The organism is Hymenobacter actinosclerus, from assembly GCF_900111515.1.
GTDB lineage: Bacteria > Bacteroidota > Bacteroidia > Cytophagales > Hymenobacteraceae > Hymenobacter > Hymenobacter actinosclerus.
In genome coordinates, this window is sequence record NZ_FOHS01000001.1 from 1,211,829 (window position 1) to 1,226,164 (window position 14,336).

Here is a 14,336-nt window from a genome sequence, read left to right on the forward strand (position 1 = left end):
ACTATGTTCCGTGCGCGGCCAACAGGCCGGCTTGGTCCGGTCGGGGTAAAACCAATATCTTGTCGGCGCGGTCCGCCTTTCCCGTCCGCCTTCCCACTATGCCTCATTCCGCCCTGCAAACTCCCGAACTCAACCTCGAAGCCACCTCCAAATCGGCGCCCGCAGCGGCCGGTAGTCGGCCCATGTATTACGAGTACCAGCCCGAGGAAACGGTGAAGGCCCAGCACGGCAGCACGCTGCGCTGCAAAACCTGGGAGGCCGAGGCGGCGCTGCGCATGCTGGAAAACAACCTCGACCCGGCCGTGAGCCTCGTGTACGACGAGCTGATTGTATACGGTGGAGCCGGCCGCGCCGCCCGCAACTGGAAGGAGTACCAGACCATCGTGCGTGCGCTCAAAAACCTGGAGCCCGACGAAACCATGCTCGTGCAGAGCGGCAAGGCCGTGGGCGTGCTGCGCACCTGGGCCCACGCCCCGCGGGTGCTCATCGCCAACTCCAACCTGGTGCCCGCCTGGAGCACCCAGGAGTATTTCGACGAGCTCGACAAGCTGGGCCTGATGATGTACGGGCAGATGACGGCCGGCTCCTGGATTTACATTGCTACCCAGGGTATTTTACAGGGCACCTACGAAACCTTCGCCGCTGTGGCCGCGCGCCACTTCGGCGGTACGCTGGCCGGTACGGTAACCGTAACGGCCGGTCTGGGCGGCATGAGCGGCGCCCAGCCGCTGGCCGTCACCATGAACGACGGCGTGTGCCTGGTGATTGAGCCGATTGAGGAGCGCGTGCGGCAGAAGGTGCGCGAAGGCTACCTCGACGAGCAGGCCCGCGACCTGGACCATGCCCTGGAGCTGTGCGAGCAGTACCGGCAGCAGCGCCGGGGCTGGAGCATCGGCCTCACCGGCAACGCCGCCACGGTGCTGCCCGAGCTGCTGGCCCGCGGCTACAAGGCCGATATCGTAACCGACCAGACCTCCGCCCACGACCTGCTCGACTACATTCCCGAAGGCGACATTGCCACCGTGCTACAGCTGCGCCAGAACGACCCCGACGAGTTTCGGCGCCAGGCCCTGGCTTCCATTATGAAGCACTGCCAGGCTATTATTGACATGCAGACGGCCGGCGCCGTGGCCCTCGACTACGGCAACAACTTGCGCGGGCAGGCCGAAAAAGGCGGGATGAAAGTGCGCGACGAGCACGGCCAGTTTCTGTATCCCGGCTTCGTGCCCGCTTACATCCGGCCGCTGTTCTGCGAGGGTAAGGGCCCGTTCCGCTGGGCGGCCCTTTCCGGCGACCCCCAGGACATCCTGCGCATCGACCGCGCCCTTCTCGAAACCTTCCCCGACGATAAGCTGCTGGCCCGCTGGATTGAAAAGGCCCAGGCCAAGGTGCCCTTCATCGGACTGCCGGCCCGCGTGTGCTGGCTGGGCTACGGCGAGCGGGAGAAGTTCGGCCTGGTCATCAACGACCTCGTGGCCCGCGGCGAGGTGTCGGCCCCCATCGTCATCGGCCGCGACCACCTCGACTGTGGCTCGGTGGCCTCGCCCAACCGCGAAACCGAAGGCATGAAGGACGGCTCCGACGCCGTGGCCGACTGGCCCCTGCTCAACGCGCTGGCCAACTGCGCTTCGGGTGCCGACTGGGTGAGCCTGCACAACGGCGGCGGCGTGGGCATCGGCAACTCCACCCACTCGGGCATGGTGATAGTGGCCACCGGAACCCCCGAAAAAGCCGAACGCCTCAAACGCGTTTTGACAACCGACCCCGGCATGGGCGTGCTGCGCCACGCCGACGCCGGCTACGAGCTGGCCCAGGACGTGGCCCGGGAGCGGGGTGTGCAGATTCCGGGAATGGAATAGACCACTTGCTGCTGCGCGAGGCTAAGGATTTATCAGTAGTATTGGCACCTCGTTAGCGCCCGTTGCGCCGGCCACTCTATTCTTACGCCATGCGTTTACTTCTCCATCTGAGCGTACTCATCGGCTTGCTGGGCGCGGCCCCGCGCCCGGCCCGCGCCCAGCAACCCCTGGAAGTGGTGATTCTGGCCGCTTCCCACTACAATGGCAGTCTGGCCGCTACCTATCAGCCCATCATCAAAAAGCTGCGAGCCTACCAGCCCGACATGGTGTTTGGCGAATACCTCACGGCCGCCGATGCCCAGGCGCTGCCCGCTACCAATCAGTACCAGCAAGCGCACCAGCGCCGCGTAAGCTACCTGCGGCGGCGCGCCCTCACCACCGACCCGCTCACCAGCCGGGCTGCCGCGGCCGCCAACCGGCAGCTGCGCCGCCAGCCGCAACTCGTGCGCCCGCGCATCGACTTGGCCCGCTACTACACCTTTGCCAACGACCGGGGCAACGCCGAGTACCAGCTGTACCTGCTGGAAGAACCGCTGAAAAAGAACCTGACTGCCGCCGACCAAGCCTATTACACCCAAGCAATGGGGCCGGTCGATTCCCTGCGCAAAGTACGGCTGGTACGGCCCCTGACCGAATACCACAAAATCATCTTCCCCCTGCTGACGGAGATGGGTCAGGCGCAGCTCTACGGCATGGACTGCCAGCGCTACGATGAGCCCTGGAACGAGGCATATGGCCAGGCCATAACCCAAAACAACGCGCTGAAAGCCGCCTTTCTAATCGATTCTTCCACTGCCCAGGCCGATACCTACCGGCGCATGGTCGCGACCCGTACGGCCTACTTCGCCTACCTCAACCAGTCTGATGACGATGTGGAGGTGTACCGCCTGCTCAACTCGCCGGCCTACGAAAAAATCGACGAGGCCCTCAATTTCTTCGGCGGCGAGGCGCTGTACGGCGCGCCGGGTTTTCCCACGGAAGCGGTGCAGGAAATGCGGCGGCAATGGGTATTGCGCAACCAGGGCATGTGCGACAACGTGGTGCGCCAGGCCCGGCAGCAGGGCGCCCGCCGCGTGCTGGTCGCCGTAGGCGCCTCGCACGGCCAGACAATGCGTTTGCTGCTGCAAAAGATGCCCAACGTACAGGTTCGCACTTTCAACGACCTGCCATAAAACGTCAGCTGACTGGAACTCCTACGCCGCTTTTCTGCCCCCGCCCTCGTTGTGCGGCTATGCACTGGCCTGGCAGATAGGCTGGATATGGAGGCCAGTTTTTGTGGTCGTTTTGGTTCAAGAATAAGTTTTGCTCCAGACATATTGATTGGCTTATGGATATCGAGATAAAGGTCTTCCTAGGGGCCTTTGGCCTGGTGGTGATGGCCGTAATAATATTCGCCTATCTGAAAGCAAAGCGGCATTATGACCGAATGCAGCAGCATGGCCTTCGCGCAAATGGTGTGGTTGTTCGTAATAAGATTAGCTGGGGGCAGAATACCACTGTTCGACCCATCGTGCGATTCGTGACGCAAGACGGGCAGCCTATCGAGGGCTTGTCCACTGCCGGGGTTGCTTTTGCCATGCCGCGTTACCCGCAAGGAGCCAAAGTCGCGCTTCTGTATGACCCAGAAAACCCGCACGACTTCACGATAGAATCTGCTGACCGAAGCTACATCTGACGGATCCTACCATTACACCGGGCCGCCGCAGTTCCAGCAGAAGCCGGCGTCGGGGCGGTGGCCGGCGGACTGGCAGCGGGGGCAGCGGGCCTGCTTGTAGGCGGGCGCGGCCGGAGCTGCGGTGGCCTCGGCCACTGCCGCGGCGGCGCCGGCAGCCGCAGTGGCCGAGGCGGCGGCGTTGCGCGACATCTGGGCCGAGACGATGCCGGTGGGTACGGCAATAATGGCGTAGCCCATAATCATGAGCAGCGTGGCCAGCGTCTGGCCCAGTATGGTGGTGGGCGAAATATCGCCGTAGCCCACCGTGGTCAGGGTTACTACGGCCCAGTACACGCTTTTGGGGATGCTGGTAAATCCGTTTTCGCCGCCTTCGAGCACGTACATAAACGTGCCCATCAGAATGGCCAGCGTGAAGAGCGACGACAGAAATACCAGAATTTTAAAGCGGCTGGCCTTCAGGGCGCTCAGAATAAACTCGCCCTCGCCAATAAACTGCCCCAGCTTGAAAATGCGGAACACCCGCAGCAGCCGCACGGTACGCACCACCAGCAGGTAGCGGCTGCCCACCATCACCAGCGCCAGCAGCGAAGGCACCACGGCCAGCAAATCAACCAGGCCCAGCCAGCTCAGGGCGTAGTGCAGCGGCCGCCGCACCACCAGCAGGCGCATGAGGTATTCGACCAGAAACACGCCCGTAAATACCCACTCCACCACCCGCAGCGCCGGCCCGTATTGCGCGTTGATGCTGCTCACGCTTTCCAGCATCACGGCCAGCACGCTCAGGACAATGGCCAGCAGGAGCAGAATGTCGAACAGCTGACCGGCCCGCGTGTCGGCTTCGAAAACGACGCGGTAAATATTCCGCTTCCAGAAGGGAGCAGTAGGAGAGGGGCGGTTGTCCATGAGCGCAGCTGATGAACCCGCAAAGCTACGGCCATCAACCCAATGCCGCGGCCAGGCGGGCCGCTTTACCGGTTCGCAGCCAGCATTTCCTGCACCGTCGTCCATTTCAGGTCGGGGTAGCGGTGGTTGTCGAGCGGGCCTGGCAGCTTGGCGTCACCGCTGAGCATGTTGTGCAGGTACTGCATGCCCTGCCAGGGCGGAAACACGTCGTTAGAGGCCGGGGCCAGGGTTTTGGTGAGCTTGATGAGCGTGCTCAGCAGTCCCAGGCTGCCGGGGCGCAGCAGCCGGAAGCGGTGCCCGGTGGCGGCGGTGGCGGCCTCGCGCAGCTGCCGGGGGCTGGCCACGTCGCCGGCCACGCGCAGGTAGCGGGGCGTGCTGGGGTCGAGGGCGGCGGCGGCCGTAAAGTCGGCCGTGTCCTGCATGGTGGTGAAGTCGAGCGGCTGGTCGGCGTGGCCCCAGTAGAGCACCAGCCGCGGGCCGGCCAGCACCACCGGCGCCGTGCCGCGCAGCAAATCCATGAACATGCCGTTGAGCACCGAGGTAGCCCGGATGGGCGCTTTATCGAGGTGGCGGGCAAACTCGCGGCGTAAATCGAAGTTGCGGTTCGAGCCCTCGGGCACCCGGGTGAAATCGGCCGCGAAGTCGGACGGAATAAAGCGCGGCACCCCGGCCGCCACGGCCGCGTCGAGCAGCCGGCCCTGGGTTTCCACCATAACGTCGCGCAGCCCGTTCAGGGCCGACACCACGCAGCCGGCCCCCTGGCAGGCGCGGGTTAGGTCGGCGGTGCTGGCGTAATCCACGCCCACTACCTCCACGCCCTGGCGGCGCAACGATTCGGCCTCGGCGCCGGCTAGGCTGGCCGGGCGCACCAACGCCCGCACGGAAGCCCCGCGGCGGCGCAGCTGGTGGGCAATGAGCAGGCCCAGGGCCCCGGTGGCGCCGGCCAGCACAATCAGCGGAGTATTTGGGGCAGGAGTGGTTGGCTCAGTCATGGAATAAAAAGGAAAATCAGAAGCGAGGTTGTGGCGCAGCCAGGGCCGGGCGCAACGGCGGCGGCATTCGGGCGAACAGCTGCTTTACCCGGCCGGCTCTTATAAAGTTGTAGCCCCGGCCGCGGCGGCCGCAAAATAACTACCGCCGCAGGCCGCCGGGCCCGGTACATTTGCGGCCGTATGCAAACCCTGCTTAAGCTGCTGGTCGGCCTGTTCGACGCCCTCGTGGTGTTATTTATGAGCGTCAGCCGCGGGCTGGGGCTGAGCTACGCCGAGCTCAATATTCTGGTGTACTGCGGGCTGGTACCGCTGGGTTGGCTGGGACTGGTGGTATTGCGGCAGCGCCGCTACAAGTGGTTGCTGCTGGCCGGCACGCTGGCGCTGGTCGGGTTTGCGTGGCTGCTGCGGCAGCCCGGCAGCACCGGCCAGGGCTTTTACAACTACAATATCCGGCTGCTGGAGCAGCTGGGCCGCACCACCGGCCTGGGCTACGTGCTGGTTTCGCTGCTCATGGGCGTGCTTATTCCGGCGGTGGCGGCGGGGCTGCTGCTGCTGGTGCCGCGGCGCCGGGCACTGTTGCTGTGGGCGGGGCTGCTGGCGTTGCTGCTGGCCTATTTCTGGCTGGGCACGCGCCTGGCCTGAAAATGCTGATGGCCTCTGGAGGCTCTGGCCGCCGCTTTGCAGGGGTTGGTGAAAGCCTGGCCGGCTACTTCCAAAAATAAAGTCTATCTTTAGCACGTTAAAAGGCAACTTGTCAACGAGTCATCAACTTGGTTTAGCCCCGCTGAACTGAGCCACCCGGTTCCGCTGCTGCTTGCTTTATCATCTTCACCTCCTACCAAGCATCATGCAGACGGGAACCGTAAAATTTTTCAATGAGACCAAAGGGTTTGGTTTCATCAACAACGCCGAAACCGGCGAAGACATCTTCGTACACGTAACCGGCCTCATTGACGAAATCCGCGACAATGACAAGGTAGAATTCGAAGTAGAGCAGGGCCGTAAGGGCCTGAACGCCGTTAAAGTGCGTCGCGCTTAGCCCTACCTGCTTCTGTAGCTACAAAAGGCACGCTCCCAACTGGGAGCGTGCCTTTTTTTGGTCCCGAAAGTGGCTACGAGCCTTGCTAACGCAGGCAGATTAGGCGTAGTTTGGGGCCATGAAACAAGCAGCTTCCACCATTTTTGTTGTGCGGCCTACCCACTTCGGGTTCAATGCCGAAACGGCCGCCTCCAACCACTTCCAGCAGGCCCTGGCCGACCAGCCGGCCGACCAGACGACGGCCCGCGTCGCGGCCGAGTTTACCAATCTGGTCGAAACGCTCCGGGGCCGGGGCATGCAGGTGCTCGTATTCGATGATACGCCGGTGCCGGTGAAGCCCGATGCCGTTTTTCCGAACAATTGGCTCAGCCTGCACGCCGATGGCCGGGTGCTTCTCTACCCCATGTGCGCGCCCAACCGCCGCACCGAGCGCCGTGCCGATATCGTGGAGTCCCTGGCCCGGCAATTTCAGGTGACGGAAGTAGTGGATGTGTCGGGAACGGAGGCGGAAAACCGCTTTCTGGAAGGCACGGGCAGTATTATTTTCGACCATGAGCACCGCCGCGCCTACGCTGGCCTCTCGCCCCGTACCGAGCCGCAGCTGCTGGCCGACGTTTGCGCCCGGCTGGGATACGAGCCGGTTGCGTTCCGTTCCGTGGATGGCCGGGGACAGGAAATTTACCATACCAACGTAATGCTGAGCATTGGCCCCGGTTTCGCCGTCGTATGCCTGGAAAGCATCATCGACCCGGCTGAGCGCAGCGCCGTCGTGCATTCGCTTACCGAAACCGGGCACGAAATCGTAGCTATTTCCCTTGAGCAGGTAACCCATTTCGCCGGCAACATGCTGGCCTTGCAACCCGAGGGCGGTCCGGTGCTGCTGGCCATGTCGCAAAGTGCCCACGATGCCCTCACGGCCGGGCAGCGGCAGCAGCTGGGCCGCCACGCCGAGCTGCTGCCGCTGCCCATCCCCACCATCGAAACTATCGGCGGGGGCAGTGTGCGGTGCATGCTGGCCGAGGTGTTTCTGCCCGAAGCAGCGGCGCGGTAAATCCGCTAGGCCGGCCCTTTTTCCGGAGCGTATGCGTCTGGAAAGAAGGGCCGGCCTTTTGGCCGATTCGGGTTTGAATTTGCCCGTTTATTCAGGCCAAAAGGGCTTTTTGCGGAGTTTTTCAGGGGTGGTTTGTGTTATCTATCCGATGACGCAAACCACCCTTTTTCCTTCGCTCGACATCCTGCCCGAACCCGCCGCCGCCCCGCGCCAGCACGCCGCCAGGCTGTGGCTGCCCAAGCGCGTAGCCTTCACCCCGGCGGCCCTCGACGAACCCTTTGGTCAGCAAATCCTGGCCCGCGCCAAAAGCCACCACCTGGAAATTGAGCTGCTCAAGAGCAACCGCCTCACCGGCCTGCGCGGCGACGATGCGCGCGACACCTACCGCCGGGCCAAAAGCACGCTGGCGGTAGTGTGCGCCCCGCCTGGGGCCCTGCGGCTCCAGCCCACGCCCCCCTCGGCCGACTGGCAGATGAACCTGGCCGAGGGCTGCCCCGCGCATTGCCAGTACTGCTACCTGGCTGGCAGCCTCAGCGGTCCGCCGGTGGTCAAGGCCTTCGCCAATCTGCCTCAGCTGCTGGCCAACACCCAAAATTACGAACGGCCCGGTCGCACTACCAGCTTCGAGGTAAGCTGCTACACCGATGTGCTGGGCATCGAGCACCTCACCGGCTCGCTGGCCGAGTGCATCCGCTACTTTGGCCAGCGCGAAGGCACCCACCTGCGCTTCGTGAGCAAATACGACCACGTTGACTCGCTGCTGGCGCTGCCCCACCACGGCCGCACCCGGGCCCGCTTCAGTTTGAATGCCGAGCAGCTGGTGCGCCAGTTGGAGGGCGGCACGGCCTCGGTGGAAGCCCGAATCCGGGCGTTGCGCAAGCTGGCGCTGCCCCGCGCGCAGGGTGGGGGCGGCTACCCGGTGGGCGTGGTGCTGGCCCCCATTATGCCGCTGCCCAACTGGCAGCACGAGTACCGCCTGCTACTCGACCGGCTGGCAGCGGCCCTCGATTTCGACTGCGACCTGACGGTGGAATTCATCACCCACCGCTTCACGCCCGGCTCCAAAAACGTGCTGCTCGACTGGTACCCCAACACCAGCCTCGACCTCGACGAAGCCACCCGCGCCGTGAAGCGCAACAAGTTCGGCGGCACCAAATTCGTGTACCAGCCCACCGATATGCGCCAGCTCAAGGAGTTCTTCTACGCCCAATGGCAGGCCCGTTTCCCCAACGCACCATTGCTGTACTGGACGTAGGTCTGCTTGAGAAGTTAGGACTTAAGCAGCTAAGAGCTAAGCCAGAATCGAACTGTCATCCTGAGCTTGCGAAGGACCTATCCAGAAGCTAAGATCAATCATTAGCTTCTGGATAGGTCCTTCGCAAGCTCAGGATGACAGCTAATTTCTTCTAGCTCCTTACGAAACCCCTAATTCTGCCGGCGTTACCAGCCCCAGGATGGTGCTGGTGCGGGTGCGCGTCTTATTGACCAGCTCCGGCTCATCGGCCAGCGTGTGGCCCAGCGTGGGCACCATCTCGTGGAATTTGGCCTGCCATTCGGGGGTAGCCGACTGCTGAGGGAAGCACTTCTGTACCAGGTGCAGCATGATGCTGACGGCGGTGGAGGCCCCGGGCGAGGCGCCGAGCAGCGCGGCAATGGTGCCGTCGGCGGCCGTAACCACTTCGGTGCCGAATTCAAGTACGCCGCCCTGCTTTTTGTCCTTCTTGATAACCTGCACGCGCTGGCCGGCAATGGCCAGCTCCCAGTCCTGGGCCTGGGCCTCGGGCATATACTCGCGCAGGGCCGCCAGCCGGTCGTCGGGCGACTGGCGCACCTGCTGGATGAGGTACTTGGTGAGCGACAGGTTTTTGAGGCCGGCCATAATCATGGGCTTCACGTTGCCGAACTGAATGGACGCCGGCAAATCGAAGTAGGAGCCCGTTTTCAGAAACTTGGTGCTGAAACCGGCGTAGGGGCCGAACAGCAGCTGCTTTTCGCCGTCAATCACGCGCGTATCGAGGTGGGGCACCGACATGGGCGGCGAGCCCACCGAGGCCTTGCCGTACACTTTGGCCGCGTGGCGCTCAATTACGGCCGGGTTCACGCAGCGCAGCCACTGCCCGCTCACCGGGAAGCCCCCGTAACCGTCGGCCTCCGGAATGTGCGACTTTTCGAGCAGCGGCAGCGAGCCGCCCCCGGCCCCGATAAACACGAACCGGGCCTGGGTTTCCACTTCCTGGCCGCTTTCGAGGTTTTTGGTTTTCACCCGCCAGCTGCCATCGGCGTTGTGGTGCAGCTTCTCCACCTCGTGGTGGAAGTGCATGGTTACGCCGGGCTTTTCCTGAAGCAGGTAGAACATGCCGCGGGTCAGGGAGCCGAAATTAACGTCGGTGCCCAGGTCCATGCGGGTGGCGGCCACGGTTTGCTCCGGGTCGCGGCCCTCCATCACCAGCGGAATCCAGCTTTCAATTTCGGCCCGGTCGTCGGTGAATTTCATACCCTTAAACAGGGCGGTTTGGGTGAGGGCGGCGTGGCGCTTGCGCAGAAACTCCACGTTTTCGCGGCCCATCACAAAGCTCATGTGCGGAATGTAGTTGATGAACCGCTCGATTTCCTTCACATCGTATTTCTCCGTCAAAAAGGCCCAGAACTGCTTGCTCTGCTCGAACTGCTCGGCAATTTTGAGGGCCTTGCTGATGTCGATGGAGCCATCGGGGCGCTCGGGCGTGTAGTTCAGCTCGCAGAAGGCCGAGTGGCCGGTGCCGGCGTTGTTCCAGGCGTCGGAACTCTCGGCGGCGGCCACATCGAGGCGCTCAAAAATGCTGATGGTCAGCGTCGGGTCGAGCTCCTTGAGCATCAGGCCCAGCGTGGCGCTCATAATGCCGGCACCAATCAGCACCACGTCGGTGGCGGGCAGGGAAGGGGTAGTAGAAGTCATAAGGGAAAGAAGCTAGGGTGATAGGTACGGACGGCAGCCCAAAAAGATAGAAGAAGCGCCGCGCTGCGCCTGCTGCCAGCGGTGGCGCTTGCCTATGTATCTATAAAAGTGTATATTGACTTTCTGCCCCGGCCCGTTTGGCCGCGGGGCACGGGCCCGGCCGCACGGCCAAACGGGGCCGTGTAGCCGGAATATGAACCAAAGCCAGGAGCCATGCACCACATTGTTTATTCGAGCCAGGTAGTGGGCGAGTTAAGCGAAGGCCTGCTGCGCGAAATGCTGGTGCAGTTCCGCACGAAAAACCGGCAGGCCGACATTACGGGCATTCTGCTGTACTGCGACGGCCAGGTGCTGCAAGTGCTGGAGGGCGAGCGGGCAGTGATAGAACAGCTCTATGGCCAGATTGAGCGCGACTGGCGCCACAGTGGCGTAGTGAAGCTGGCCGACGGCCCGGTGAGCTGGCGCGAGTTTCCCGAGTGGTCGATGGCCTTTGCCGTGGCCTCGCCCGCTACCTTTGCCTCGCTGGCCGGCTACTGCAACCCCGACAACCCCTGGCAGCCCCGCAACGAAGCCGGCCGGCTGGTTCGGGAGCTGATCCGGGAGTTTATTCAACAGGCCCAGCTTACCGTTTGATGAGCCCGCCCCGCCACCTGCCCCCCGCTGTTCCGGCCGATTACCTGGAGTTGAACCGCCGCCTCTGGAACGCCAAAACGGCGTTTCACCTCCGGTCCGATTTCTACGACGTGGCGGGTTTTACGGCGGGTAAAACCTCGCTTAACCCGCCCGAGCTGGAGCTGCTCGGCGATGTAGCCGGGCAGCGCATCCTGCACCTGCAATGCCACTTTGGCCTCGATACCCTTTCGCTGGCCCGGCTGGGCGCCCACGTTACGGGCGTCGATCTGGCCGATGAGGCCATTGCCGCCGCCCGCGCCCTCAACGAGCAGCTGGGCCTGGCGGCCGGGTTCGTGCAGGCCGATGTGCTGGCCCTGCCCGCCTCCCTCGACGGGCAGTTCGACGTGGTGTTTGCCCCCTATGGCGTGCTGGGCTGGCTGCCCGACCTGACGCAGTGGGCGGCAGGAGTGGCGCGCTGCCTGCGCCCCGGCGGCCGGCTGGTGCTGGTCGAGCTGCATCCCGCCGTCTGGATGTTCGACAACGACTTCACCCGCGTCGAGTATTCCTACTTCAACCGCCAGACCATCATCGAGCAGGAAACCGGCACCTACGCCGACCGCGCCGCGCCGCTGCACGAAACGTCGGTATCGTGGAACCACAGCCTGGGCGAAGTAGTAGGCGCGCTGTTGGGCCAGGGCCTGGCTATCCGGCACTTCGAGGAGTATGATTACTCGTGCTACGACTGCCTGAACGGTCTGGAGCCGGCCCCCGGCGGCGGCTACCACCTCGCCAGCATGCCCGGCAAGCTACCGCTGATGTACTCGGTAGTAGCCCAGAAACCGTAGGTTTTACAAGGAAACTGTCAGGCTGAGCAGCGCGAAGAATCTGGCGGGCAGCGGTAATCCTGTCGTAAGGGGCTACTCCGGCACGCCAGATTCTTCGCGCTGCTCAGCCTGACATTCACCTCTAGGCATTCACCTCGGCCGTCGTGACGAACCGCGCTCCGCGCTCCAGCAGGTCGGTGCGGGCCTGCTGGTAGCCTTCGGGGCTGATGGCGCGGGTGGCATCCTCTACGAAGTACACGGCGAAGCCTTGCTGAAGCGCATCAAGCGCGGAGAAATAAACGCAGAAGTCGGCGGCCAGGCCAGCCAGGTACACCGCGGTTACGCCGCGGCCGCGCAGGTAGTCGGCCAGGCCGGTGCTTTTGCGGTGGCCGTTGTCGAAAAAGCCACTGTACGAGTCGATGGCCGGGTCGGTGCCCTTGCGGAAGATGGCCTCGATGCGGTGCTGGTCGAGGCCGGCTACGAATTCGGCGCCGGGCGTGCCCTGCATGCAGTGGTCGGGCCAGAGCGTCTGGGGCAGGCCGTGCAGCTCGCCCTGCTCGAAGGGCTGGCGGCCGGGGTGCGAGCTGGCGAAGCTGCCGTGGCCGGCCGGGTGCCAGTCCTGGGTGGCCACTACCAGCCCGAAGTGGGGCTGCAGCTGGTTGGCCAGCGTCACAATGGCGTCGCCGCCGGCCACGGCCAGCGCCCCGCCGGGTACAAAATCATTCTGGATGTCAATCAGCAGCAGCGCTTTCATCGGGCAAATTTGAAAAGTAAGCGGCCCCCGGCAGCGGGCCTATTTCAGGAACAAAGGTGCGCCGGACGGTCGGGCAAACTTAGCCTAATCTGCTTAATCCAGAGTGGGCCGCCCGATTCGTGCGTACTTTGCCCCGAATTGAGGGCCGGGCCCGACCCGCAACCCGAAAGCACCCGATAGATAATGACAAAGTTTTTTCTGGTGAGCCTGGGCCTGCTGCTGGGCGGCTGGCCGCAAGTGGCCGCAGCCCAAATTCTAACCCCTGCTTCAGCCCTGGTTTCGGCTTCCGAGCCGGCCGCCCGGCAGGCCGTGGCGGGCACAAGGGTGTGGCTGGTTCCGCCTCCCGGCTTCGGACCGGCCGCGGGCCTCACGGGGCTGCGCCGGGGCCCGGCCGCCCTGCAGGTGATAGAAATGCCCGGCAGCAATTACTTCCGGCAGGCGGCTGGCTTTAGTCCGGCCCGCTTTACGGCCCGCGGCGGCACGGTTGTCAGCTTCAGCACATTGCTGGTGGATGGCTATCCGGCGCAGCTGGCGCGGGTGCAGCTCAGCCCCACCCAGGAAACCAGCCAGCTGCTGTTCGGCGACTCGACCTTTGTGGTGCTGCTCGACGCCCGCTATCCGGTGGCCGACACGGCGGCCGGCGGGGCGCTGCGCCGTAGCCTGCGCTCGGCCAGCTACCGCCCCATCGGGGCCGATGCGCCGGTTACGCTGGGCAACACCGTGTTCGTGCTCGACGAGCGGAAGTCGCCCTTCGCGCTGGCCCTGGCCCGGCAGGGTACCTACACCTACACGCTGGGCGGGCAGCGCAAGCCCGATTACGGCCCCGAGCCGCAGCTCACGGTCAGCACTTACCCCTACAACCCGTCCATCACGGCCGCCGACATCAGCGCCCAGGTCCTGACCCGCCCCGAGGGCCCCCGGGCCTACAAGCCGCGCAAAATGACTTCGGGCAAAATAAACGACCTGGTAACCTACGAAACCGAGGGATTCGCCCAGCTGCAGGGCCAGCGGGTGCTGGTGTATCAGCAGGTAACGGTTATCGGCAACACCGCTGTGGCCCTGCAGGGCATTGCCCGCCAGGATTTTGAGCAGGCGCTGGAGCAGTTCAAAAGCCTGACCCACACGATTAAAGCGAGATAGTGAGCTGCTCAGTATTTCACTTCTTCAAACGGAAACCGGGCCAGCGCCTCCCAGGGGCCGCCGCGGTAGGCCCATAGGGCCAGGCCGGTGCCGGTAATAGCGTAGGGCTCGAAGTTGGTGGCAAGCTGCTCGTGCAGGGCGCGGGCTACGGCGGGCGCTACCTTGTTCTGCACCGTAATGTGGGGCCGCAGGGGCTGCAAGTCCTGAGGCCGCAGGTGCTCGGCCCAGCGGGTCTGCAGCTCCCGGTGCAGCTGCCGCAGTTGGTCGTTTTCGAGCGAGTACGCTACCCCCTGGCCCAGAAACCGCACGCCCGCCACGCGCAGCGGCAGGGGAGGAGTATCGGCGGCAACGTGCTGCAGGTGCTGGGCAATGGTGGCATAATCGGCACCCGGCAGATGGTGGAAAAGCGTGACGTGGGCCCGCAGGTAATTACGGGCCGGCGGGAAGTGTGCCGTGCGAAGTTCGTCGAAGTGCTGCTGGGCTTCTTCGTCGAGGGTAAGCGTCAGAATCAGCGGGGCTTCGATGGCGGCGGGTGGCAGCTCAGGCATACGC

General features: G+C 64.0%; 15 protein-coding genes. 10 read left to right on the forward strand and 5 right to left on the reverse strand.

The genetic code is table 11. The annotated features are described in order from the left end of the window. Nucleotides 1-98: 98 nt before the first annotated feature. The 3 genes from hutU (at nt 99) to BMY67_RS05205 (ending at nt 3,534) form a co-directional block, all read left to right on the forward strand. The gene (gene hutU, locus BMY67_RS05195) at nt 99-1,859 is read left to right on the forward strand and encodes a urocanate hydratase (protein WP_218144593.1); all 1,761 of its coding nucleotides are present in this window, start codon (nt 99-101) and stop codon (nt 1,857-1,859) included. 89 nt (nt 1,860-1,948) lie between these two features. Next, nucleotides 1,949-3,031 carry a DUF5694 domain-containing protein gene (locus BMY67_RS05200; RefSeq protein WP_143069701.1) on the forward strand — a complete coding sequence of 361 codons (1,083 nt, stop codon included), beginning with the start codon at nt 1,949-1,951 and terminating at the stop codon, nt 3,029-3,031. Between the two features lie 155 nt (nt 3,032-3,186). Continuing rightward, on the forward strand, nt 3,187-3,534 hold the full coding sequence (locus BMY67_RS05205) for a DUF3592 domain-containing protein (protein WP_092769073.1): 348 nt from the start codon (nt 3,187-3,189) through the stop codon (nt 3,532-3,534). Between the two features lie 12 nt (nt 3,535-3,546). Here BMY67_RS05205 and BMY67_RS05210 read toward each other — a convergent pair whose 3' ends face one another. Both BMY67_RS05210 and BMY67_RS05215 read right to left on the reverse strand, forming a co-directional pair. Next, nucleotides 3,547-4,437, reverse strand: a complete 891-nt coding sequence (locus BMY67_RS05210) for an ion transporter (RefSeq protein ID WP_092769075.1) — start codon at nt 4,435-4,437, stop codon at nt 3,547-3,549. A gap of 65 nt (nt 4,438-4,502) precedes the next feature. Then, nucleotides 4,503-5,429, reverse strand: coding sequence for an NmrA family NAD(P)-binding protein (locus BMY67_RS05215; protein ID WP_092769077.1), 927 nt, complete (start codon nt 5,427-5,429; stop codon nt 4,503-4,505). 180 nt (nt 5,430-5,609) lie between these two features. Here BMY67_RS05215 and BMY67_RS05220 point away from each other — a divergent pair, with 180 nt between their 5' ends. The 4 genes from BMY67_RS05220 (at nt 5,610) to BMY67_RS05235 (ending at nt 8,774) form a co-directional block, all read left to right on the forward strand. Next, nucleotides 5,610-6,071 carry a hypothetical protein gene (locus tag BMY67_RS05220; RefSeq protein ID WP_092769079.1) on the forward strand — a complete coding sequence of 154 codons (462 nt, stop codon included), beginning with the start codon at nt 5,610-5,612 and terminating at the stop codon, nt 6,069-6,071. 205 nt (nt 6,072-6,276) lie between these two features. Next, the gene (locus tag BMY67_RS05225) at nt 6,277-6,468 is read left to right on the forward strand and encodes a cold-shock protein (RefSeq protein ID WP_019949498.1); all 192 of its coding nucleotides are present in this window, start codon (nt 6,277-6,279) and stop codon (nt 6,466-6,468) included. A 118-nt stretch (nt 6,469-6,586) separates the two neighbouring features. Then, nucleotides 6,587-7,519 (forward strand): citrulline utilization hydrolase CtlX, encoded by a 933-nt coding sequence (ctlX, locus tag BMY67_RS05230; protein WP_092769081.1) that lies wholly within the window; start codon nt 6,587-6,589, stop codon nt 7,517-7,519. A 148-nt stretch (nt 7,520-7,667) separates the two neighbouring features. After that, nucleotides 7,668-8,774 carry an SPL family radical SAM protein gene (locus BMY67_RS05235; RefSeq protein ID WP_092769083.1) on the forward strand — a complete coding sequence of 369 codons (1,107 nt, stop codon included), beginning with the start codon at nt 7,668-7,670 and terminating at the stop codon, nt 8,772-8,774. Nucleotides 8,775-8,933: 159 nt separating this feature from the next. On the opposite strand, the gene BMY67_RS05240 is transcribed toward BMY67_RS05235, so the two are convergent. Next, entirely contained in the window at nt 8,934-10,454 is a 1,521-nt protein-coding gene (locus BMY67_RS05240) for a malate:quinone oxidoreductase (protein ID WP_092769085.1), read from the reverse strand. Nucleotides 10,455-10,667: 213 nt separating this feature from the next. On the opposite strand from BMY67_RS05240, the gene BMY67_RS05245 reads away from it, so the two are divergent. Next, nucleotides 10,668-11,087: a BLUF domain-containing protein gene (locus BMY67_RS05245; protein ID WP_092769087.1), complete on the forward strand. Its 420-nt coding sequence runs from the start codon at nt 10,668-10,670 to the stop codon at nt 11,085-11,087. After that, the gene (locus BMY67_RS05250; protein WP_092769090.1) at nt 11,087-11,911 is read left to right on the forward strand and encodes a class I SAM-dependent methyltransferase; all 825 of its coding nucleotides are present in this window, start codon (nt 11,087-11,089) and stop codon (nt 11,909-11,911) included. The genes BMY67_RS05245 and BMY67_RS05250 overlap by 1 nt, the downstream gene beginning before the upstream one ends. Before the next feature lie 121 nt (nt 11,912-12,032). Here BMY67_RS05250 and pncA read toward each other — a convergent pair whose 3' ends face one another. Then, on the reverse strand, nt 12,033-12,644 hold the full coding sequence (gene pncA / locus BMY67_RS05255; protein WP_092769092.1) for a bifunctional nicotinamidase/pyrazinamidase: 612 nt from the start codon (nt 12,642-12,644) through the stop codon (nt 12,033-12,035). Between the two features lie 183 nt (nt 12,645-12,827). Here pncA and BMY67_RS05260 point away from each other — a divergent pair, with 183 nt between their 5' ends. Next, a complete protein-coding gene (locus BMY67_RS05260) occupies nt 12,828-13,784 on the forward strand; it encodes a hypothetical protein (RefSeq protein WP_092769094.1) in 957 nt (318 codons plus the stop codon). An 8-nt stretch (nt 13,785-13,792) separates the two neighbouring features. Here BMY67_RS05260 and BMY67_RS05265 read toward each other — a convergent pair whose 3' ends face one another. Then, the gene (locus tag BMY67_RS05265) at nt 13,793-14,332 is read right to left on the reverse strand and encodes a 2'-5' RNA ligase family protein (protein ID WP_092769096.1); all 540 of its coding nucleotides are present in this window, start codon (nt 14,330-14,332) and stop codon (nt 13,793-13,795) included. Between the last annotated feature and the right edge of the window lie 4 nt (nt 14,333-14,336).

What these genes read in the sequence shown, in the direction of transcription:
- hutU (WP_218144593.1), top strand. Translation starts at nt 99, where the DNA reads ATGCCTCATTCCGCCCTGCAAACTCCCGAACTCAACCTCGAAGCCACC.
- BMY67_RS05200 (WP_143069701.1), top strand. Translation starts at nt 1,949, where the DNA reads ATGCGTTTACTTCTCCATCTGAGCGTACTCATCGGCTTGCTGGGCGCG.
- BMY67_RS05205 (WP_092769073.1), top strand. Translation starts at nt 3,187, where the DNA reads ATGGATATCGAGATAAAGGTCTTCCTAGGGGCCTTTGGCCTGGTGGTG.
- BMY67_RS05210 (WP_092769075.1), bottom strand. Translation starts at nt 4,437, where the DNA reads ATGGACAACCGCCCCTCTCCTACTGCTCCCTTCTGGAAGCGGAATATT.
- BMY67_RS05215 (WP_092769077.1), bottom strand. Translation starts at nt 5,429, where the DNA reads ATGACTGAGCCAACCACTCCTGCCCCAAATACTCCGCTGATTGTGCTG.
- BMY67_RS05220 (WP_092769079.1), top strand. Translation starts at nt 5,610, where the DNA reads ATGCAAACCCTGCTTAAGCTGCTGGTCGGCCTGTTCGACGCCCTCGTG.
- BMY67_RS05225 (WP_019949498.1), top strand. Translation starts at nt 6,277, where the DNA reads ATGCAGACGGGAACCGTAAAATTTTTCAATGAGACCAAAGGGTTTGGT.
- ctlX (WP_092769081.1), top strand. Translation starts at nt 6,587, where the DNA reads ATGAAACAAGCAGCTTCCACCATTTTTGTTGTGCGGCCTACCCACTTC.
- BMY67_RS05235 (WP_092769083.1), top strand. Translation starts at nt 7,668, where the DNA reads ATGACGCAAACCACCCTTTTTCCTTCGCTCGACATCCTGCCCGAACCC.
- BMY67_RS05240 (WP_092769085.1), bottom strand. Translation starts at nt 10,454, where the DNA reads ATGACTTCTACTACCCCTTCCCTGCCCGCCACCGACGTGGTGCTGATT.
- BMY67_RS05245 (WP_092769087.1), top strand. Translation starts at nt 10,668, where the DNA reads ATGCACCACATTGTTTATTCGAGCCAGGTAGTGGGCGAGTTAAGCGAA.
- BMY67_RS05250 (WP_092769090.1), top strand. Translation starts at nt 11,087, where the DNA reads ATGAGCCCGCCCCGCCACCTGCCCCCCGCTGTTCCGGCCGATTACCTG.
- pncA (WP_092769092.1), bottom strand. Translation starts at nt 12,644, where the DNA reads ATGAAAGCGCTGCTGCTGATTGACATCCAGAATGATTTTGTACCCGGC.
- BMY67_RS05260 (WP_092769094.1), top strand. Translation starts at nt 12,828, where the DNA reads ATGACAAAGTTTTTTCTGGTGAGCCTGGGCCTGCTGCTGGGCGGCTGG.
- BMY67_RS05265 (WP_092769096.1), bottom strand. Translation starts at nt 14,332, where the DNA reads ATGCCTGAGCTGCCACCCGCCGCCATCGAAGCCCCGCTGATTCTGACG.